Raw genomic sequence first — 21,832 nt, 5'->3', positions numbered from 1 at the left:
CATGACCTCCTTACATCCGTGCTTCCCTAGATCGTTTCTTCGTTTGCTAAATCTACGAGCAGCGAAGTTATATTTGTTTTAGTGATTCGGCCGATGACCTCATAGCCAGAACCATAATCGACGTCTTGAACGATAGGCAGTCCATCAATTTGTTTATTAATTAACTTCTTTGCTACTTCAATAATGAGATCGTCTTCTTTACAAACTGTTATATTTGGCATTCGTGTCATAATAATACTAACCGGAATTGATTCTAATGCTTGTTTTCCAAGACTTGCACGCAATAAATCTTTTCTAGACAGCACACCAACGAGCGTTGTTTGTTTATCTGTGACAAACAATGTCCCAACATCCTCTAGGAACATTGTACAAATAGCATCATATACAGAGGATGACTCCTGCACCACAATTGGGCGTGATTGATAATGCCTTACGGTGATATTTTTAACTTTTTCTCCAAGTAACTCTGTACCTGTTTTACCGGTATAAAAATATCCTACTCGCGGTCTGGCATCTAAATAACCAGCCATCGTTAGAATTGCTAAATCGGGACGCAAAGTTGCTCTCGTTAAGGAAAGACGCTCTGCAATTTGTTCACCTGTAATAGGCCCATTTTGCTTCACAATGTCTACAATATGTTCTTGCCGATTTGTGAGTTCGATTGTTTCCACCGCCTTCAACACACAAATGTGTTATGCTTTATCCCCAATATTATATACTATATAATCAGCTTTTTACACAAAAAACGCTCAAGTACTTAGCTGGTTATACATTGTTTAGCTAAACACAATAGATTGGAAGTTAGCAAAGGCACGGATTACAGCCGATAATTCAAGCATTTGCGCTAAACGATTACGTTTCACTTTCTCTTCTTCAGCCATAACCATAATATGATCGAAATAAGCATGGATACTTGGCTCAATCGATTGCAGACTCTTAAATGCACGAGAGGCATCCCCATTTGCAAGAGCAATCTGCACTTCTTTTTGAGCTAACTCATACTGCCTATATAGTTCTCTCTCTTCTTCTTTTTCAAATAGTTCAGGCTTAATTTCTACAGCCGTTTCTGCTTTTTTAGCAATATTTGTTACACGGCTTAACGCCTCTACGGTTTTCTTAAATGCTGGTTGGGATACTTGATCCATTAACAATTCTGCTTTTTTAACTGTGGTTGGTACATGAATCGCTTTGCTCGTTAAAACAGCATCGATGACGTCATAGCGGATGCCTTTTTCTTGCAGTGCATTTTTTATACGGAGTGAGAAGAAGTCCATAACCTCTTTTGTAATATCTTCTCGGTCACGCTTCAATAAACCGCGCTCCTCACTAACATCAAGACTTGCTGCTACTAATTCATCGATTTCCACGTCAAAATCATAATCAGAAATCATCTGTACAATTCCTGCGGCTTGTCTTCTCAGTGCATAAGGGTCTTGTGAACCTGTCGGAATAAGACCAATCGCAAAGCATGTGACAATGGTATCTAGCTTATCAGCCAAACTTACAACAGTACTTGCTTTTGCAGAAGGGCTCTTATCTCCAGCAAATTTAGGCATATAATGCTCTTTAATACCTAATGTAACCTCAACGGGCTCACCGATCAGTCCAGCGTACACTTCACCCATACGCCCTTGAAGCTCAGGGAATTCATAGACCATTTGAGTGACAAGGTCAAACTTTGCGATTTCAGCAATACGATCTGCCACTTCTTGCTCGTTAGAATCAAGAGCAACAAGCTTACTGATAGAAGTGACTCCTTTACGAACACGGCGAACCTTATCAGCAATCGACCCTAGATCCTCGTGGTATACAATGTTTTCAAGACGGCCTAATGCATCTTCAATCTTAAGCTTTTGATCTTCTGCATAGAAGAAAGCCGCATCAGAAAGACGTGCACGCAGAACTTTTTCATTCCCTTTTGCGACATTTTCAAGATGCTGATGATCACCATTACGCACCGTTACGAAGTGAGGCAAAAGTTTCCCTTCTGTATCTTCTACTGGGAAGTAACGTTGATGCTCACGCATTGAAGTGATAAGCACTTCTTTAGGAATCTCTAAAAAGGACTCGTCATACGTACCTGATAAAGCAGTAGGGTATTCTACAAGATTTGTTACTTCTTCTAACAAGTCTTCATCAATCGGAATAACCCAGCCATTTCCTTCTGTCATTGATTCAAGCTGGTTGCGAATCGCGCGCTTGCGCTCTTCGGGTCTTGCAATAACATACTGGCCTAATAAAGCTGTTTCATAATCTGAAGGAGTATCTAATTTCACTTCCTCCCCTAAGAAACGATGACCGCGTGTTTTGTTGCTAGTTTGAACATCTGTTATTTCAAATGGAATAATTTTTTCTCCATATAGGGCAACCATCCATTGAATTGGACGCGCGAAACGCAGGTCATATTGATTCCAGCGCATATTTTTTGGAAAGTGCATAGAAGTAACGATTGTCTTTAAAGCAGGTAACAATTCAACCGTTTTCTTGCCTGCTGTAAACGTCTTAGCATACACATACTCTACACCCTTGAGCTCCTTAAAAAACAGATCATCTGCTGTTACTCCTTGACCTCTCGCAAAACCTAGAGCAGCTTTTGACCAGTTCCCTTCCTCATCTTGAGCAATTTTCTTAGCAGGACCCTTTGCTTCTGCTTCTACATCTGGCTGTTTCTCTTTTAATCCTTTTATATAAATGGCTAAACGACGCGGTGTTGAGAAAGCTTCAATTGCATCAAAATCAAGACGCTCTTCTTTTAACCAATCACTCACTTTATCCTTTAATTGATTCATTGAATCTGTGACAAAGCGGGCTGGCAGTTCTTCAAGGCCAAGCTCAAATAAAAAATCACGTTTACTCATTCTCTGCATCCCCCTTTTTTAACATTGGAAATCCTAGACGCTCACGCTCATCATAATATAGCTTCGCTGCTGTACGAGCTAAGTTTCTTACTCGACCGATATAGCCTGTTCTCTCTGTAACAGAAATTGCACCTCTAGCATCCAGTAAGTTGAACGTGTGAGAGCATTTTAAAATATAATCATAGGCTGGGAATACTAAGTTCTCATCTAGTGCTCGCTTTGCCTCTTGCTCATATGTGCCAAACAAGGAGAAGAGCATCTGGCTGTCAGATACTTCAAATGTATATTTTGAATGCTCATATTCAGGCTGTTTAAAGATGTCACCATACGTGAATCCTTCTACCCACTCAAGGTCAAACACATTTTCTTTATCTTGAATATAGGAGGCTAAACGTTCTAAACCATATGTAATTTCTGCAGAAACTGGGTTTGCTTCAATACCGCCTACTTGTTGAAAATACGTAAACTGTGTAATTTCCATGCCGTCTAACCAAACTTCCCATCCAAGGCCGGCACATCCTAAAGTTGGATTTTCCCAGTTATCTTCAACAAAACGAATGTCATGTTTTAGCGGGTCGATCCCTAGTGCCTTTAAGCTGTCAAGGTACAGCTCTTGAATATTAGTTGGAGATGGCTTCATAATAACTTGAAATTGATGGTGTTGATAAAGACGGTTAGGATTTTCTCCGTAACGACCATCTGCAGGACGACGTGACGGTTCAACATAAGCTACATTCCAAGGCTCAGGACCAATTGTACGAAGGAGCGTAAACGGACTCATCGTACCCGCACCTTTCTCAGTGTCATACGCTTGCATGATCATACAGTTTTGCTTTGACCAAAATTCTTGTAATGTCAAAATCATTGTTTGGACATTCATACTAATTCCTCCTTAATAGTTCGTAAAACCTAATCACAAGGTCTATTTCAAGGTTCATTTCAAGGTGAAAGAAACGAGGTAGGATGAAAGAAAAAAACTCTCGTCCTTATGTCGACTTATCGACATAGGGACGAGAGTTTCTCCCGCGGTTCCACCCTATTTATTCACTCAGAAAACGAAGTGAATCACTTTCACCGTTATGCTCAGGAACGCCTTCCAATTAAACTGCTGCCCTAGCTCTCACCACCCTAGGTTCGCTTTCAACAGGACTTAATTGTACTTCTTTCCGTCAATGCACCATATAATACTAGCATCATACTGAATTTCAGTTGTTGTGTCAATAAGGTGGTTTAAGATCACCCATGCGCTCAAGCTGATCGAGAAATCGTTTTGAACGTAGTGTTACACCTGAATATTCATCATAATAAGCCGAAATAATTAATTTCAATTCTTTTTTAGTCTCATCTTTTAAGGATATTTGCCCTAAACGGCTCAAATCAATGTAATAAAACAACCTCAGCAGTCTAGCTGTATGAGGAGTGATCTTAAAGGCATGCTCATCTTTAAGGATGCATTTTTTGCAAAGAAAGCCAGCTTCTTTTATAGAGAAACCTGATGGTACTTCAGTACTTCCGCAATTCGCACATTGATCAAGCTCAGGTGTAATTCCAGCCACTTGCATCATTTTCATTTCAAATATACGCAGCAACACTTCAGGATCAATACCTTCATCTAAATAAAGCAATGTTTGCTGCAATAAATGAAACAACGGTTCATTAGGCTGTTTCTCCTCCGTAAGCTTATCAATTAATTCAACGACATACGTTGCATAGGAAGCTAAAAATAAGTCATTCCTTACTTCTTTATAAGAATGAATCATTTCTGCCTGATTTAACGTCCCGAGACCGTTGCTTTTTTGAAACAAATACAGTCCATGAATAAACAATTGAGATATGGCAGCCAGCCTGCTTTTAGGTTTCTTAGCGCCCCTGGCCATCACTCCTACTTTGCCGTTTTCTCTTGTAAATAACGTAACAATTTTATTCGATTCGCCGTAATCATTCGTTCGAATAACAATAGCTTCTACTTTTTGCATCATTGCTTATCACCACACATTCGCATTGTGAGGTGCAAACAAGGTCAATGAGTTTGCGCGTCTAACGTGTCAATATTATCAACGTCTTCTTGGCTCACTTCATCTTCATGGCCGCGCTCAAGTTCTTTAATTAGTAAATACGTATCCAAATTGCCAGTCATTGAAAAAACCTTCCAGGAAAAATCGAGCATCTCAATTTCCACCTTTCTCTCAAGACTTAAACGCTCTGTATCTCTAGGTTGACCTTGTTTGCAAAATTCATGTTAGAGAAAAATTGTTAATTTATACACCTTGACAAACAGAGTTGTTATTTTTTTGAAATTCTATTTGTCTTCATCATAATCGTTTCGAAACAAAAACACAATGGCTAGACGCCCAGCCATTGTGAAAGTTGTTTAGATTTTATGTTACAACTTTGTAGCAGAATAGTGCTTAATTGAAATCAAGTAAAAGTCGCATGCCAGACCAGTCGCTTCCGCTTTTCTTTTTAATATTCATCTTCTTTGAAGCCGTAGTCTCTGAGGTGGGTTGATTTGTTTCTCCAGTCTTTTTGAACTTTAACCCACAGCTCAAGGAAGACTTTAGAGCCTAACAGCGCTTCGATATCTCCTCGTGCCCGCTTCCCAACTTCACGAAGCATGCTTCCTTGTTTTCCAATGATGATCCCTTTTTGAGACGTACGCTCAACTATGATCGTTGCGCCGATATAGATCATATCATTATCTCTGCGCTTCATTTGTTCGATCACTACAGCTACTGAGTGAGGAATCTCTTCACGTGTAAGATGTAATACTTTTTCACGGATTAATTCAGCAACGACAAAACGCTCAGGGTGATCGGTAACTTGGTCACTCGGATAGTATTGAGGACCTTCTTCAAGGTGGTCAACAATTTGCTCCATTAGCGTAGGAACATTGCTGCCTTGAAGGGCAGATACTGGAATTACTTCTGTAAAATCAAACTTCGTACGATAGGTTTCAATAATACCTAATAAATCATCCGGCTGCACTTTATCAATTTTATTGATTACTAAAAAGACAGGTGTTTTTGTCTCTTTTAACCGCTCAATAATAAACTCCTCGCCAGAACCAAACGCTTCACCCGCATCAACTACATAAAGAATTAAATCAACTTCACGCAGAGTGTTTTGAGCCACTTTCATCATGAAATCGCCTAGTTTGTGTTTCGGCTTATGAATCCCTGGTGTATCAATAAAAACAACCTGTGATTCGTTGCTTGTAAATACGCCTTGAATTTTATTTCGTGTTGTTTGGGGTTTATCTGACATGATGGCAATCTTCTGGCCTATAACATAATTTAAGAGTGTAGATTTCCCCACATTTGGCCTTCCAATAATTGAAACAAATCCTGATTTAAATCCTTTTGGTGTGTTATTCATTCATATCCTCCGCTGTAAATGCTCCTGGCAATAATTCTGAAACAGACATTTCATTAATGTCTCCCTTTAAATTTGTTAAGTAAACGGGTGCATTCGGCGGAATTAATTCCACCATTACTTGACGACATGCCCCGCATGGCGGCACTGGACGGTCTGTATCAGCTACTACCGCGATGGCAGCAACCTTCCTATTGCCCTCCGAATACGCCTTATATAATGCCGTTCTTTCCGCACAATTTGTTAAACCGTAAGAAGCGTTTTCAATATTCGCTCCCTTAAACACGGTTCCATCTTCCATTAAAAGCGCTGCTCCTACCTGAAATTTCGAGTAGGGTACATAAGCATTCTCACGTGCCTCTTTAGCTAGTTCGATTAATTGTTGTTTATCCATTGTTCTCGTCCCTTCTAATGGTCCTCTTGTTTTGAGCGTAACTGTACCAACATTTTCTCTTTATCTACAATTGCTTCTGTCTGTTCATCCTGAACTTCTCTGTCTGGAGGCACAACTACCCCACCAGAAATAATAAATTTTAGACCTTGTTCAACGGTCATATCAAGCTCAATAACATCTTCCTTGGGCACAAGCAGCAGCCATCCAGACGTAGGGTTAGGGGTAGTGGGTAAAAATACATTAATACACTCTTTAGAAGTTACCCGCTGGACTTCTCCCTTCGACTCACCCGTCTGAAACCCAACCGTGTATAAACCTTTTCTCGGATATTCTACTAGTACAACGTTTTGAAACGATGTACGCTCTTGAGCAAACGCATGAATAATTTGTTCTACCGATGTATAAATAGAGTTAGCAATCGGTATTTTTCTAAACGTCTGATCGATCGAATCAAGTACCTTCACTCCACGTCCTCTTAGTCGAAGCGCTCCTACCCATGTAAGCAGGATAATAGTCAGCACAAACCCTATTCCAAGCAGCCGCTCTGAAAAAGGTGTATAGACTCCTAAGAAATAAATTCGGCTGTCAACCGTAGTAATAATATTTAGTGCTTTTAAAATACCAGTAATAAATGAACCTAAAAAAGAATCTACTAATGTAAAAAGAAATTGGATGACATAGATGGTCGCTATGGCTGGCAGTAAAAAAATGATCCCTGCAATAATATTTTTTTGAAATCTCTTCCACATTTAAAGAGGATCTCCTCTCCTGATTGCGCGCAGAATATGCTTATAAGCTTTAAATTGATTCATCAAAGAAATTTCTCGAGGAGATGCGGGCCAAAGAGAATGATTCCCATGATAACAGCAAAAATACTATACACAAACACAGCAGATGCAGCAACATCTTTTGCTCTTTTTGCTATCGGATGATACTCTTCAGTCACTAGATCAACTGTTCTTTCGATCGCTGTATTCATTATTTCAAGTGCGAATATCCCGCTTATAATTACTAATAAAAACAGCCATTCTAAGCGCGTTAAACCCAGCCAGAAAGCCAACAAGATAACAAAAGCCGCCAAAGACACGTGCACTTGCATATTTTGCTCATTTACAAACACATGCCTTAAGCCTTGATAAGCATAGCTAAAAGATCTTAACAGGCGAGTAAATCCGCGTTTATTCCTATCTTGTAAGCCCATACGCGCTTAAGATCTCCTCTTGACGTGAGAACATCGCTTTTTCATCTTGCTCTGTCATGTGATCGTATCCAAGAAGGTGCAAGAAACCATGGACCACTAGAAAACCCAGCTCTCTTTCAAAGGAATGTCCATACTCCTCTGCCTGTCTTGAAATATGAGCAACAGAAATAATAATATCGCCGAGTGCATTAGGCATTCCTTCCATGATCATATCTGCTTCATCTTCCACTTCATCATTTAATGCGAATGATATCACATCTGTCGTCATATCCTTTCCGCGGTACTCTGCATTAATCTCTTGAATTCTCTTTTCATCAACAAACGTAATAGACAGTTCTACTTCTCCATCTAATTTTTCATATTCTGCGGCACTTGTAATCAATTTCGTCACTATATTTTCTTGTTCACTATTAAGTGTACCCGTTTCATCATGTAGATCAATCGTCAAATTCATTCTTTTTTCTCTCCTTTTTTAGCAGACTCATCTGGGTACTCAATTCGTTGATGGAATGTACCGTTTAATGTCTCACACATTGTCTGCGCAATTTGGCTAAGCTGCCTAAGGGTTATATCTGATTCATCGAATTGCCCATCTTCTAGCTTGTCTGTTATAATCTTTTTCACTAATGATTCAATGCCTTCTGGTGTAGGGTTTTGCATAGACCTAACCGCCGCTTCGACACTGTCTGCAATCATAACGATAGCGGCCACTTTCGTTTGCGGTTTCGGGCCAGGGTATCTAAATTGTGATTCTTTTACTTCTTCTTCTGAATCTTGCTTTGCTTTATGGTAGAAAAACTTCAGCAAGCTTGTCCCATGATGTTGTTCAGCTATATCAATAATTTCTTTAGGCATTTTATGTTCTCGTAAAAGATGCACTCCATCATAAGGGTGATCAATAATAATTTTTGCACTCTCAAGCGGTGAAAGCTGATCATGAGGATTGGCCATTTTCTGTTGATTTTCAATAAAATACTGCGGTCTTTTCGTTTTTCCTAAATCATGATAATAGGCTCCGACTCTGGCAAGCAGGCCGTTTTCTCCAACTGCTTCACACGCCGCTTCAGCTAAATTGCCGACTACGACACTGTGATGATACGTACCAGGTGTTTCTGTCAATATTTTTCTAAGCAGGGGCTGGTTAGGGCTTGAAAGTTCAATTAACCTTGACGGAGATAAAATACCAAATCCCGCTTCAAAAAACGGCATCAGTCCAATAGCAAGGACTGCAGCAAGAAACCCCGATAGAAAAGCAAAACCAATATGCAGGCCTATCTCAACCCAACCGCTTTGAACTGTTCTCATAAACAGCAGTGAAATAATAGCTAAGATATTGATGAAAGAGACAAAAAATCCGGCGCGTAAGATTCTTGAAACTCTTGCCGACTGGCTTAAATAATAGGTTGCAGCAAATGAACTTAACAGCATATACGCCCCGTAAGTAAAGTTAAACGTGCCAACAGATTCATTATTAAAATAAATACTTCCAATCACGGCAAAAAGCACACTAGAAAACAATGAAATGCGTGGATGAATTAATGTGGTTAAAAGCATAGCACCAAGCGCTATAGGAACAATAAATCCAATGCCGATAAGTCCTATACCTTCTAACAAGCTGGACATTTTAATAAATAAAAGAGTCACAATAAAAATCAACATAAACAAGACAAGGTGACTGTTATTATGCTGAACCGTTGTTTTCGCTTCCTTTAAATAATAGGCGAGCATTCCTACGATTAAAAGAACTAAAAGCGCCAGCCCGATATATGGATAAGGATTAAAAGAATCATCTAATAATCCAACAACCCTCAGCTGTTCATAGATCTCGTAGTCAATAATCTCTCCCTCTTTAACTAAGAGCTGACCTTCGCGAATCATCACTGGTTCTACGGAGTCACTCGCTTCTTGACGCTGTCTGTCTGTTGCTTCTAAATCATAAATATAGTTAGGGATAATAGCAAATTGTGCAATTTCAATCATGGCTTCAAGCAGTCTGTTGCTTACTGTTGAAATTGCAAATTGTTCATCTACTGATTGTTTAACATCTTGAAGGTTGCGGATGGAGATCTGCTCACCCATCGCTTCATATACAGCATTTGCCGTTGCCTCTTGGGCTATACGGAGCTGTGATTCTGTCGCCTCCATTAAAGTCAGAAGCGTTTCTTCTGATAAATCATTGCTTGTCCCAGACGAGAGAACTTCTTGAATATAGGCTAGCTGCTCCTCTCTTTTTTCCTCTTCTGTGGCAGCTTCCTCTACCCCTTCAACCGGTTCCTCTTCTTCAAGGGCAACACGCCTGACTAGTTCAAATATATCATTTACTTTCACCACTTGATTTTCAGCATATTCCCGCTTTAACTCATATACAGGACTGACAGCCTCTGTGGCTTCACTCCGTCTCTCTTCTGTTTCGATTTTGTTTTCCGTCGTAATTGGAGATCGAATATCGCGATCGGCGATTTGAGAGAGTCGGATATCTAAGGTCTCCGGAATAATATTTCCAATCATTGATGTATATAAGAAAACAGCCAAAATGATAAATAAAATGGTACGTATGTATCTATGATCGCGTACTCGTTTCCACCAAGGGAGCTGATCAATTGAAAATCGTTTTCTCAAGGGCTCTCCCCCCTTCTCATAAATAATAGGCAGTATGTATTACATTTATGCAGGCTGATAAACAGGACGAATGAACAGAGAAGACCCTCGTCAAGCGAGGGTCTTATTGAAGCGTTCACTTAGGTGTGACCACTACTGCTTGCTATTCAACTTTCCCCGTTTCTTTTTCATACGCATTTAAGATTTTTTGTACGAGCGTATGTCTGACAACATCTGATGCTTGCAAGTAAATAAAACCAATATCATTTAGTGATTTCAAATATTCTATGGCTACTTTCAAACCAGATTTCTTCCCTTTTGGCAGGTCAATCTGCGTTAAATCGCCATTAATAACCATTTTCGAGCCGAAACCAAGACGTGTAATGAACATTTTCATTTGTTCTTGGGTCGTATTTTGTGCTTCGTCTAATATGACAAATGCATCATCTAACGTTCGTCCACGCATGTATGCAAGCGGTGCCACTTCAATTGTTCCGCGTTCCATAAGTCTAGTCGTTGTCTCAACGCCTAACACATCGTGAAGGGCGTCGTAGATCGGTCGTAAATATGGATCTACTTTTTCCTTTAAATCACCTGGCAGAAAGCCTAAACTTTCTCCCGCTTCAACTGCAGGCCGAGTGAGAACAATTCGTTTAACACGTCCATCTTTTAGAGCGGCTACTGCTAAAACCACTGCTAAATAGGTCTTTCCAGTACCTGCAGGACCAATACCAAACACCATATCGCGCTTACGGATTGCAGATACATAATGCCTCTGACCAAGCGTTTTAGCAATGATCACTTTCCCTTTTGCATTTGTTGCTACTTTTTCCTCGTATAATTCATGCAGCTCATCTAATTGATCGCGCTTTGCAAGTTCAACGGCATATACGACATCTCGTTCAGATAAAGAGATCCCTTTACGAATAAGCTTAACAAAGCTCGCCAATACCTTTTCTACTACTTCTATCATAGTGGAATCTCCACTAACAGACACTTCTTCACCTCTTGTTACAATAGAAACGTCAAGCAGGTCTTCTAAACGCTTCAAATGTCGATCATTTGGACCGAGAAGCGCTTGTGTCTCATTTGTGTTTTTAACTTCTAGTTGAATCGACTTCGTCTCTGACAATAACATCAATCCCCTTGAATGATCGGTTGTGCCGATGTGATATCTTCTAGTACTTGGTAGTGAATCTTTAATTTAACTTTACCATTCTCTAAGGCTTCGTGCAAAACTTTTTCACCAATGATTTCCGCATCTTGAGGCAGGCGGCTGACAAGTTCAACACGCGCCATACGCTTAGCCTCTTCAATTGCTTCTTCTTTTGTATACGTGCGGTTATATGATGAGGTTTCACGAAATTCCTTACGTGTATACTTCAAAGGGAGAGTCCATTTAAAAAAGTGAAATTCCTTCTGTTCGGAAAATTCTTGAACCTGCTCAAATTCATGGGATCTATAACCCCAAAAAGGAATATTAATATTAAACATAGAAAGATAATGGCGATTTTTTGACTCTCCTGTCAGTGTTGTAAAAAGCCTTTCTAGCGGGATTGAAGCAGTCGATTTATACCAAATTTCACCACGAATATCAGCTACCGCAGCGACAATCTCCGTTTTTCCTTCTTTACCAATCTCACCGCTTACTAACATATCTCCTTTTTCCACAAAATCATTTGGTTTCACTTGCGCTTGTCCGTGCTCTACAAAAATATCATGGATGATTGCTTTCTTTTTGGCCACCAGGTGTCTCGGACTGACCCTTTCAGCTTCTTCAGGCAACTTTTGTTCAACTACTTCAAATTGATAGGTCGTCCCTTTTTGACGCACACCAACCCACGTAGCCCCGCTTACCTGCTCTGTCACATCCCGCTGAATTTGTTCTACACTCGGCAACGAAAATTGAAAGGTCCACGGTTTAATTCCCATTTCCGCGACTACTTGCCTTAACTCGTGTTCTACATGCGGAGAAGCCCCTTCCACTTCGACCTTCCATACCATATTTGAGAGAACAAGGATTACTGCCAAGCAAGCAGCCAGTCCAGCTACAAACCCTGCTCGCAAACTTACTTTACGAAGAACAGCAGGAGTCCCTTTTCGTTCAGCAAACGTTACTTTACAATCTGTTTTTCTAAGCAATGGCCTGATTTTCTTAGCATCTTCAATATCCATATAAAAGACAATACGCTCATCGCCTACTCTTTTTATCTTCCAGATGGAGAGCCTTTCTTCAATACAGCGATTTAAAAACCTTTCCGGATATGCACCATCCACCCTCACTCGAACATAGCCCTTCCATGCCTGCACCCAATTATTCCGCATGCCCGGTCCCCCTTTTACATATGTTATTTCTTCTAACTATTGCTCATTTAAATAAATGACTTGGTCAATCCGCCCTTCAAGCAGAAGCTCTTCTGGCAAAATGGTTTTAATAACAAATTGATCTCCTTTTATCAGAAGCTGCCCTTGTTTTAACAAGAGCCTTAATTCTTGGTTTGAAAATCGGAGGACCCCTCGATGATTTTCTATATAAATATGTAGCTGGCCAATCATTGTAATTCGAGGCAGATCCATCATGACATCTGCTGGCAGCTGCATGTTTTTCGTCATCCACACTCTCATCTGCTGTCTAATCTTTTTCATGGCACGACCCTCCCCCTTCTCTCATTTTTATGTAGGAGCTGTGCCGGTTATCACTTAATTCTCTTTTCCATTTATTTTTTCACACAAAAAAACCCGTACAGATGAATTCTGTACGGGTGTCTCTTATCTCTGACGTCTTATTTGCGAAAAGGTTTGATGAGGATTCTTCCCTCTAGGCTTCCCTAACACCTCAGCCCAAACAACTGCCTTCATTGCTTCTTTATTTGAAAGCCGGTTAAGCTCTAGATCCAACTTTGAACGCTTCTCACTTCCCTCGACAGGCTTCTGTGGTACCATTCGTTCAAATTGATTGACCGCTTCCCGCTTCTTATCTTTTAAGCGTTCATAACGGTCGTACAATTCTTGCTGACGATCGACCCCTTCTGCTACTTCTTTTTGTTGTGAGACAGGCTCAAAAGATACCGGCCTTTCTTCAAAACGAGGCTCAGGACGATCCTGCTCCGTCCTAGCTTGCGGTTGTTCCTGCTTAAAGATTTCTCTCCAATCAACCTGTTCTTCTTGACGTTGCTGCCTTTGACCAGGAGGCGGTTGTGGCTGCCTTCCTGGGCGATTTTGTTGTTCACCTTCTTCACCGCCCCTAGACATCCGGTTAAAGAAGCTCATAATCCCACCGATGACTAAAATGACAAAAAAGAGGTTTGAGAAAATAAAATCAAACAGAGACTCCACTACGTTCTCCTCCTTCCGTTACAAGAAGAGAGATGCATTATTGCCCACGCTTCTCGTTTGAGTCATCTTCTCCTGTTGCTTTACTGATTGACCCACGCATGTCTGTATCAGCCATCACATTTTGGTAGTTCATGTAATCCATAACTCCCATATTCCCTTTACGCAGGGCATCAGATAATGCCATAGGAACTTCTGCTTCCGCTTCAACAACCTTCGCACGCATTTCTTCTACTCGTGCTTTCATTTCTTGTTCTTGAGCTACAGCCATTGCACGACGCTCTTCGGCTTTCGCTTGAGCAATTTTCTTATCTGCTTCCGCTTGATCGGTTTGTAATTCAGCACCGATATTTTTGCCGATATCAATGTCCGCGATATCAATAGATAAGATTTCAAATGCTGTTCCAGCATCCAAACCTTTTGATAAAACGGTTTGTGAGATCATATCTGGGTTTTCAAGCACCTTCTTGTGGTTAGTAGCTGAACCGATCGTAGATACAATCCCTTCACCTACACGTGCAATAACGGTATCTTCACCAGCACCCCCGACAAGTCGGTCGATGTTTGCACGAACAGTAATACGCGCTTTCGCTTTTACTTCAATCCCGTCCATTGCCACACCGGCAATAAATGGTGTTTCAATTACTTTAGGGTTAACGCTCATTTGAACAGCTTCTAATACATCACGACCTGCAAGATCAATTGCTGCCGCACGTTCGAAACTAAGATCAATGTTTGCACGTTGAGCAGCAATTAGCGCATTTACCACACGGTCAACATTACCACCTGCTAAGTAGTGTCCCTCTAATTTAGAAGTGCTAAGGTCAAGACCTGCTTTAACCGCTTTAATTAACGGGTTTACAACACGTGCAGGGATAACTCGACGTAACCTCATCCCTACTAATTCAAAAATGCCGATTTTAACTCCTGCAGCTAGTGCAGAAATCCACAGCATAACTGGTACAAATGTGAAAAGCACTGCTAGGAAAATAATTAAAATCCCCAGCCCAATTAATAAACCAATACTACCTGGATCTAATACCATTTTGTTTCCTCCTTTAAATTATGAGTTCTTTTTTACTTCACGAACGACAATTCGCGAACCAGACGTATAGACAACCTGGATTTTCCTACCCTGTTCAATATATCCTCCCTCAGAAACAACGTCAAGGCGTTCACCACTAAAAACCGCAGAACCTGAAGGTCTTAAAGGCGTTAATGTTTCGCCTTCCATCTCGAGAAGCTCCGCTCGTGTATGATTTGAGATATATCCTTTTTCACTGCTCGTTGAATCTGTGAGAATCAATTTTTTCCACGGTCCCCGATTACCAAAGTATCTAAAGATAAAGACGGTTCCAATGGCTGTTAAGATCACAGCAATAAAGATCGAAATAACCATCGATGACATTGAGAAAGACGCTAAAAGCATTCCTCCTATAACCGCCCCTATCCCAAGGACCCCGAAGATTCCAAATCCCGGTATAAATATTTCAATCATAATAAGCAGAAATCCTATACCGAATAATAAAATCGATTCCCATCCGGCAAAACCTGCGAACAAATGACCAAAAAAGAACAGTCCAAGAGCTGATAGTCCCATAAAGCCTGGAACCCCAAAACCTGGAGAATACAACTCTAACACAAGTCCAAGACTTCCAATTGATAATAGAATCGGGATGACAACAGGGTGGGTGACAAATCTCGCAATTTGTTCAGCAAAACTGACTTGCATGTCACGTTCTGATACTTGTTCAAGCCCAAGATATTCGATCAACTCAGCACGGTTAGAAGCAATCGCTTCTGCATAACCTACCTCAATTGCTTCGCTTGGGGTAAGAGTTAGAAACTCTTCCTCACTCACACCAAGATCAGGGATTTCAATGGAGCGATCGGCCATGGCTAATGCATAAAGAGGATCTCGATCATTTAATTCGGCAGCTGCCCGCATTTCAGCCAGCCAATATGACTGCGCTTTTTCTTCTGCAGCATTCCCTGCTCCATCTATCACTCCTGCAGCTCCCATCGTTGTTCCTGGGGCCATGACAATTTGATCAGCATTTAAGGCAATATACGCACCTGCTGATATCGCTTCTTTTGTTACAAAAGCGATAATCGGTATATCAGTATTTTGCATCAGCCGAGCAATTTCTCCAGCTGCATCGACCGCTCCTCCCGGGGTATGGATTTCTAAAACAATATAGTCCGCCCCTTCATCAGCTGCCGATTGAAACGAGCGCTGCATAAAAGCCGCCAATCCTCTCTCTACGGTTTGTTCAACTGGTATGTAGTAAACTACGGTATCATCTGAGGTATTCGTTTCACTATAAACAAAGGATTGAAGCGGAATGAGCAGCAGTGCACAAAGAATAAATAGAAGAGAAATGTTGAGCCTAATTCTATTCACTATCTAACCTCCTTTCTCATTTGTCATACTTAGATTTACGGTGTAGATTAATAAAAGTTTCAACATTTTTTAGAATGCATCATTATCTTATCATGAATGATAAACGGAGTTCCACTTAGGACAAGCTCAATTAAAAAATGCCTCGCTTCTATAACAATAGAAACGAGGCATTTGTGTCATTTATGATAAGTGTTGTTGCACAAGACGATTCACAAGACCACCATCAGCTTTTCCTTTAACCTTAGGCATGATTGCTCCCATGACCTTACCCATGTCTGCTTTAGTGGAAGCACCCACTTCTGCAATCGTCTCTTTAACGATCTCAGAAACTTCATCTTCAGAAAGCTGTTCTGGCATATAGTCCTCAAGCACAGCGATTTCATCACGCAGCTTGGAAGCTAAATCTTCACGGTTTGCTTGTTCAAACTCATGGAGGGAATCCTTGCGTTGTTTCAGTTCGCGATTCAGCACCGTAAGGCTATCATCGTCCGTCAACTCACGTCCGAGCTTAATTTGCTCGTTTTGCAACGACGACTTTACCATACGGATGACAGAGAGTTTTTGCTTGTCTTTATTCTTCATCGCATTCTTCATATCTACGTTCAACCGTTCAAGAAGATTCAATGAATACACCCTCTCACTTCTTTAGAACTTACGTTTTCTTGCTGCTTCAGATTTCTTCTTACGCTTAACACTAGGTTTTTCGTAGTGCTTACGCTTTTTAACCTCAGCCAACGTTCCTTCTTTAGAGAGTGATCTCTTGAAGCGACGAAGTGCAGCATCAATCGATTCGTTTTTGCGAACACGAGTTTCTGCCATTTTATTTCCCTCCCTCCGAAACAACCAACTCAAACGGCACATCCATCCGAAGTGCACGTCTTTACAAATTATAATATAGCAATTTAGATTGGTCAACCCAAAAATTACTTAATTCCGCGTTAAATCCGCTTTTATCTCCTTTTTCATGAATAGAACCGACCTCTCAAATGGAGTCGGTTCTATTTATCAGATTGATTTCTATCGGATTTATTCTTCTATTAGATTAATTCTCTTATTAGGTTTATTCTTCTATCAACACAATCTCTCCATCTTCAATAGCCGCAATCGAGGCCATCCAATCAAACCCATTATTTTCTACACCCGTTAAGTGCCAAACAAGCTTATCTTCAGACAGAGCTTTAACTCCAGCATCCATTTGAGCCATGATCGCTTGCGGGTCTTCGACTGTCTCAGCTAATTTCATTGCTTCTACTAGAACATACATAGCTTGATAGTTAAAGGCTGATTCAGCAGTAGGTACACGACCTAATTCACTTTCAAAAGAAGCGATAAAGCTTTCTGCTCCAGGGGCATCACTGCTAATAATGGGAAGCATGCCAATCGCTCCTTCTATGTCATCGAAGTTGCCAAGCACCCCGTCCATTTCTTCAAATTTAGCCTGATCCATTACCATAAATCCACCTTCAAACCCTAGATCGCGTGCTGCTTTCATTAGAAGGGCTGTTGGTTCTGAAGGTCCGCCAACAAAAATGACATCTGGATTTTGATTTAGAGCATTGGTAACTATTGGGAAGAAATCTGTATCTTTTCCGAAATCAACTTCCCCGTCATAAACAACTTCCCCTCCAAATTCTTCCCAAACCGGCACCAGCTCCTCTGTCCAATCTTTGCCGTACTGTGTGGCAGTAGGGAGAAGTGCAAGCCTTGTTCCGAAACGTTCTTGTTGATATTTTACAAAAGGTTCTGGGTACTGATCATACGCCGGAGGGATACGCAACGTTAATTCATTCCCTTGATTAAGAATTTCAGGCTCGCTTGTGTAAGCGGCAATCATAAAGTCTTCCTGTTCATTAAACACTTGTGTTGCAAAAACTCCGCCGCTATGTGGAACGAAAACAACCGGAGTATTATGCTCTTGTACGAGGCGCCTCGCATTTGTAGCCGCTTCATTAGGTAAGTACTGATCATCATACGTCACGATATTTAATTTATATGTGGTCCCGCCTACTTCAAAGCCTCCAGCCTCGTTGATTTCCTCAGCTGCCATCCTCACTCCGCTTACCGTATTTTCCCCGTAAAAAGCAGCAGGCCCGCTTAAAGGACCAGTGTAGCCAATGTTAATAATCTCTTCTCCTGCGCTTACTTCAGGAACCTGTTCTTCCCCTTCACTTGAGCCCTCCCCGCTTTCGCCTCCCGTCGTTCCGCTTGCACATGCACCTAAGAGCATAGACATCACCACTGCACCTGAGATCAGCCACTGTTTCTTCATTTTTCATTCCCCCATTTTTTTGATATCTATCGAAATCCTAGGCACCGATGTATGCCTTGCGAATTTCTTCGTTTTGAAGTAGTTCCTCTTTTGTTCCCTCCACATTCAAGCGGCCGCCTTCTAGCACGTACCCCCTTGTTGATACAGAAAGTGCAGCATAGGCGTTTTGCTCGGCCAGAAGGACTGTGACACCTTCTTTGTTAATCTCTTTTATAATAGAAAACATTTTTTCAACGATTAAAGGAGCAAGACCTAGTGATGGCTCATCTAGCAATAGAAGCTTTGGCTTAGCCATTAGCGCACGACCGATAGCGACCATTTGCTGCTGCCCTCCTGACAGGCTGCCCGCAGGAGAATGACGTTTCCCAACTAAGTCAGGGAAAAGAGTGTACACATAATCAAGCTGTCTCATTAGCTCTTTTTTATTTCGTTTATACGTAAAGGCACCCATTTTTAAGTTATCATGGACACTCATCTGAGCAAAAAGCATTCGTCCCTCGGCACACTGGACAATGCCATCCCTTACAATTTGACTAGGGGAACGGCCTTTCAATGAATTTCCCTTAAAAGACAACTCACCGCTAGTTGGCCTCACTAAGCCGCTGAGCGTATGAAAAAGAGTACTTTTCCCCGATCCGTTCGCTCCAAGCAGAACAACGAGCTCTCCTTCTTCTACCGTAAGATTCACTGAGCGAAGAACGTCTTCTTGACCATGTGAAACGATTAGGTCTTTAAGCACTAACATTTGAATTCCCTCCTAGATAGGCTTCAATCACACGCTCATTTTTTTGAATGTCTTTTGGTGTGCCATTTGCGATTAATTCTCCGTGATTGAGAACTAAAATATGATCAGCCAGGGACATGACCATCGGCATTTTATGCTCAATTAAGCAAACTGTCTTTCCACGCTTCACCATTTTCTTCATCACTTCACTAAGACCCTCTGTCTCGTCTGGATTGACTCCAGCTGCCGGCTCGTCTAGTAAAACGAGTTTTGGATCCGTTGCAAGAGCGAGTGCAAAGGCAACTCTCTTTTGCTGCTCCTGAGTAATAGAATGAGCCTGTTCATACGCAAGCGATGTTAAGCCAACAAATTCCAGTGCTTCAAGCGCCTTATCGAGACATTTTTTCTTCTCATCCCTCTCGCGCTTTGTCCTGAAGATTGCATCAAACAATCCAGCTTTTGTTCTGAGCCGATGGCCAATCAACACATTATCTAATACGGTTGCTTGTTCAAATAGATGGGTCGTTTGAAACGTCCGTCCTACCCCTAGCCTCGCCACATGTTCTGCACGCATGTTGGTAATGTCCTGACCTGAAAGCTCTATCCTACCTGAAGTCGGTTGGTGAAACCCGCTAATTAAGTTGAAGAATGTGGATTTCCCAGCCCCATTTGGACCAATTATGGCTGTTATTTTACTTTCTTCAATTACAGCACTAACGTCATTGACTGCAGAAAGCCCCCCAAATTGCTTTGTAAGCTGATTAATGGTTAACAGCATTCCCGTTCTCTCCTTTCGTTGTTGTATTCGCATCTGCCACCTTCTGTTTCTTAGCTCGTTTAGCACGCCACATTAAATAACCCCCAACAATTCCACGTGGATAAAATAAAATTAGGAGTACGACTATAGGACCAAATACGAGCATTCGAAACTCCTCTAAAAATTGAAGCATTTGAGTAAGCACTACGACGATAAACGTTCCTATCAGCGGCCCGGCCAGAGTCCCTATACCGCCTACTAAGAGATAAAGCAAAATCTCAAATGCCACGTGAATATCAGCCATTTGCGGACCTAAAAACCTGACATAAGAGGCATATAGGGCTCCTGATAAACTAGCAAGCCCTGCTGATATGACAAAAGCGAGAAGCTTATTTTTCATTACAGAAATTCCTAAGGTTTCAGCAAGCTCTTCGCTGTTACGGATTGCAACAAACGTTTTACCTAGCAATGAATGGAACAAACGATACATAAAGAAAATGGTCAATAGAAGGAAGAAGAGCATCAAATAGTAGTAAGACTGGATGGATTCAAAGGTAAGTGGTCCAATCGGTGCTGGATTCGGTATGCCGATCAGCCCGCGAACCCCGCCAGTCAGCTCCGATTTGTAAATAATTAAGTAAATTAGAAAGCCAACTGACATGGTATAAATCGCAAAAAAGTGTGATTTTGTTCTAAGCGCCACTATCCCGATAAAAAAGCTGATGATTGTAGTAATGACAATTGCTAAAACGAAGGCTGCCCAAAAGGGAATACCGGCATTAATCGTTAACAAACCAAGACTGTAGGCACCAATTGCGAAAAAACCTGCATGTGCTAACGAAAGCTGGCCTGTGAGCCCGGTAATCGTATTTAACCCGTAGACAGCAATCGTCCAGATAAAGACGAGGATTAAAATTTGAAGATAGTATTGATTGGGTACTAGAATAGGAAACAGCAGAGCAGCCACGAGCAAGGCAAGCAAGAGATACGTTTTTTTAGTCATCTTCAAATCACTTAACCCCCTTTGCAAATAGCCCGTTTGGCTTCATCGTTAAGATCAACACAAGAAGAACGAAAGCAATTAAGTCTTTGTAATCTCCGGATATATACGTTGCTCCGAGACTCTCGGCCATACCTAGAATATAACCTCCAATAATTGCGCCTGGTATGCTGCCCATTCCGCCAATAATAATAATGACGAATGCCTTCATGATCACCAAGTTCCCCATACTTGGAAAGACTAGATTAATAGGAGCTGCAAGAGTTGCTGCGGCAGCTGCTAAACCGCCTGCAATCGCAAAGGTTAACATCGATACCCTTGTGGCATTAATTCCAACAAGAAAAGCACCATTTTTACTTTGTGACATAGCGATAATCGCTGCTCCAGTCATCGTTTTTGTTAAAAATAGATGGAGAGCATACATCAGGGCAACAGCTGCTATGATGACCAATAAACGCTGCATCGTAACAGTTAGGCCGAAGATCTGAATCGTATCTCCATACGGGGTAACCATTCGCTGGTACTGGCTTCCCCACATATATTGAGCGAAAGATTCAAGGAAAAACAGAATACCGATGGAAGCAATCATAATTGGTAAAGGGTCTTTCGAATCTAGACGACTAAATACAAGACGCTCCATTAAAACAGATAACAAAGCGATCACAATGACGGCAATAATTAAACCAATCCAGTAATGCACCCCAAGTGCTGTCATGACGGTCAAAGCAATGTAGGCTCCCACCATATAAAGTGCGCCGTGGGCAAAATTAGGTACATGCAATATTCCAAAAACTAGCGTCAATCCTAATGCAACCAGACTGTAAACGCTTCCAACAGTGAGTCCGTTTAAAATCTGCTGAAATAAAAGATCCACCACTACTCCTCCTCAACATAATCTACGCCCGCAACATACTGACTAGAT

General features: G+C 41.3%; 24 protein-coding genes. All 24 read right to left on the bottom strand.

Annotated elements, in window-relative coordinates; translation table 11 throughout:
* Positions 1-26: 26 nt before the first annotated feature.
* Positions 27-671, bottom strand: coding sequence for a transcriptional regulator CcpN (gene ccpN, locus A33I_RS02250; RefSeq protein ID WP_022626847.1), 645 nt, complete (start codon positions 669-671; stop codon positions 27-29).
* A 105-nt stretch (positions 672-776) separates the two neighbouring features.
* A complete protein-coding gene (gene glyS / locus A33I_RS02245; protein ID WP_022626846.1) occupies positions 777-2,858 on the bottom strand; it encodes a glycine--tRNA ligase subunit beta in 2,082 nt (693 codons plus the stop codon).
* A complete protein-coding gene (glyQ, locus tag A33I_RS02240) occupies positions 2,851-3,738 on the bottom strand; it encodes a glycine--tRNA ligase subunit alpha (RefSeq protein WP_012958153.1) in 888 nt (295 codons plus the stop codon). The genes glyS and glyQ overlap by 8 nt, the downstream gene beginning before the upstream one ends.
* Before the next feature lie 337 nt (positions 3,739-4,075).
* Positions 4,076-4,837 (bottom strand): DNA repair protein RecO, encoded by a 762-nt coding sequence (recO, locus tag A33I_RS02235; RefSeq protein WP_022626845.1) that lies wholly within the window; start codon positions 4,835-4,837, stop codon positions 4,076-4,078.
* Positions 4,838-4,878: 41 nt separating this feature from the next.
* Complete coding sequence (locus tag A33I_RS20100) at positions 4,879-5,025, bottom strand: YqzL family protein (protein ID WP_012958151.1); 147 nt, start codon at positions 5,023-5,025, stop codon at positions 4,879-4,881.
* A 296-nt stretch (positions 5,026-5,321) separates the two neighbouring features.
* Entirely contained in the window at positions 5,322-6,233 is a 912-nt protein-coding gene (era, locus tag A33I_RS02230) for a GTPase Era (RefSeq protein WP_022626844.1), read from the bottom strand.
* Complete coding sequence (locus A33I_RS02225) at positions 6,226-6,624, bottom strand: cytidine deaminase (protein WP_012958149.1); 399 nt, start codon at positions 6,622-6,624, stop codon at positions 6,226-6,228. The genes era and A33I_RS02225 overlap by 8 nt, the downstream gene beginning before the upstream one ends.
* A gap of 14 nt (positions 6,625-6,638) precedes the next feature.
* Positions 6,639-7,373: a DUF502 domain-containing protein gene (locus tag A33I_RS02220; RefSeq protein ID WP_012958148.1), complete on the bottom strand. Its 735-nt coding sequence runs from the start codon at positions 7,371-7,373 to the stop codon at positions 6,639-6,641.
* A gap of 62 nt (positions 7,374-7,435) precedes the next feature.
* Positions 7,436-7,825 (bottom strand): diacylglycerol kinase family protein, encoded by a 390-nt coding sequence (locus tag A33I_RS02215; RefSeq protein WP_022626843.1) that lies wholly within the window; start codon positions 7,823-7,825, stop codon positions 7,436-7,438.
* Entirely contained in the window at positions 7,809-8,279 is a 471-nt protein-coding gene (gene ybeY, locus A33I_RS02210) for an rRNA maturation RNase YbeY (protein ID WP_022626842.1), read from the bottom strand. Before ybeY ends, A33I_RS02215 begins: the two co-directional genes overlap by 17 nt.
* Complete coding sequence (locus A33I_RS02205) at positions 8,276-10,444, bottom strand: HD family phosphohydrolase (protein WP_022626841.1); 2,169 nt, start codon at positions 10,442-10,444, stop codon at positions 8,276-8,278. Before A33I_RS02205 ends, ybeY begins: the two co-directional genes overlap by 4 nt.
* Before the next feature lie 142 nt (positions 10,445-10,586).
* A complete protein-coding gene (locus A33I_RS02200) occupies positions 10,587-11,555 on the bottom strand; it encodes a PhoH family protein (RefSeq protein WP_041203299.1) in 969 nt (322 codons plus the stop codon).
* 5 nt (positions 11,556-11,560) lie between these two features.
* Positions 11,561-12,748 (bottom strand): sporulation protein YqfD, encoded by a 1,188-nt coding sequence (gene yqfD / locus A33I_RS02195; protein WP_022626839.1) that lies wholly within the window; start codon positions 12,746-12,748, stop codon positions 11,561-11,563.
* A 36-nt stretch (positions 12,749-12,784) separates the two neighbouring features.
* On the bottom strand, positions 12,785-13,069 hold the full coding sequence (yqfC, locus tag A33I_RS02190; RefSeq protein WP_012958142.1) for a sporulation protein YqfC: 285 nt from the start codon (positions 13,067-13,069) through the stop codon (positions 12,785-12,787).
* A 123-nt stretch (positions 13,070-13,192) separates the two neighbouring features.
* Entirely contained in the window at positions 13,193-13,759 is a 567-nt protein-coding gene (locus A33I_RS02185) for a hypothetical protein (protein ID WP_022626838.1), read from the bottom strand.
* A 37-nt stretch (positions 13,760-13,796) separates the two neighbouring features.
* Positions 13,797-14,801 (bottom strand): flotillin-like protein FloA, encoded by a 1,005-nt coding sequence (floA, locus tag A33I_RS02180; protein WP_012958140.1) that lies wholly within the window; start codon positions 14,799-14,801, stop codon positions 13,797-13,799.
* 18 nt (positions 14,802-14,819) lie between these two features.
* Positions 14,820-16,160, bottom strand: a complete 1,341-nt coding sequence (locus A33I_RS02175; protein WP_022626837.1) for an NfeD family protein — start codon at positions 16,158-16,160, stop codon at positions 14,820-14,822.
* Between the two features lie 180 nt (positions 16,161-16,340).
* Positions 16,341-16,784 (bottom strand): GatB/YqeY domain-containing protein, encoded by a 444-nt coding sequence (locus A33I_RS02170; protein WP_012958138.1) that lies wholly within the window; start codon positions 16,782-16,784, stop codon positions 16,341-16,343.
* A gap of 21 nt (positions 16,785-16,805) precedes the next feature.
* Positions 16,806-16,979 (bottom strand): 30S ribosomal protein S21, encoded by a 174-nt coding sequence (rpsU, locus tag A33I_RS02165; RefSeq protein ID WP_003323311.1) that lies wholly within the window; start codon positions 16,977-16,979, stop codon positions 16,806-16,808.
* A gap of 241 nt (positions 16,980-17,220) precedes the next feature.
* Positions 17,221-18,429, bottom strand: coding sequence for an ABC transporter substrate-binding protein (locus A33I_RS02160; protein WP_022626836.1), 1,209 nt, complete (start codon positions 18,427-18,429; stop codon positions 17,221-17,223).
* 37 nt (positions 18,430-18,466) lie between these two features.
* Positions 18,467-19,174 (bottom strand): ABC transporter ATP-binding protein, encoded by a 708-nt coding sequence (locus tag A33I_RS02155; RefSeq protein WP_022626835.1) that lies wholly within the window; start codon positions 19,172-19,174, stop codon positions 18,467-18,469.
* Positions 19,161-19,931: an ABC transporter ATP-binding protein gene (locus A33I_RS02150; protein WP_022626834.1), complete on the bottom strand. Its 771-nt coding sequence runs from the start codon at positions 19,929-19,931 to the stop codon at positions 19,161-19,163. The genes A33I_RS02155 and A33I_RS02150 overlap by 14 nt, the downstream gene beginning before the upstream one ends.
* Positions 19,915-20,913: a branched-chain amino acid ABC transporter permease gene (locus tag A33I_RS02145; protein ID WP_235806153.1), complete on the bottom strand. Its 999-nt coding sequence runs from the start codon at positions 20,911-20,913 to the stop codon at positions 19,915-19,917. The genes A33I_RS02150 and A33I_RS02145 overlap by 17 nt, the downstream gene beginning before the upstream one ends.
* A 7-nt stretch (positions 20,914-20,920) precedes the next feature.
* The gene (locus A33I_RS02140; protein ID WP_022626832.1) at positions 20,921-21,784 is read right to left on the bottom strand and encodes a branched-chain amino acid ABC transporter permease; all 864 of its coding nucleotides are present in this window, start codon (positions 21,782-21,784) and stop codon (positions 20,921-20,923) included.
* Between the last annotated feature and the right edge of the window lie 48 nt (positions 21,785-21,832).

The sequence above is a fragment of the Alkalihalophilus marmarensis DSM 21297 genome (assembly GCF_000474275.2).
In the GTDB taxonomy this organism is placed as follows: domain Bacteria; phylum Bacillota; class Bacilli; order Bacillales; family Bacillaceae_D; genus Alkalihalophilus; species Alkalihalophilus marmarensis.
This window is presented reverse-complemented; position numbering and strand designations above follow the sequence as displayed.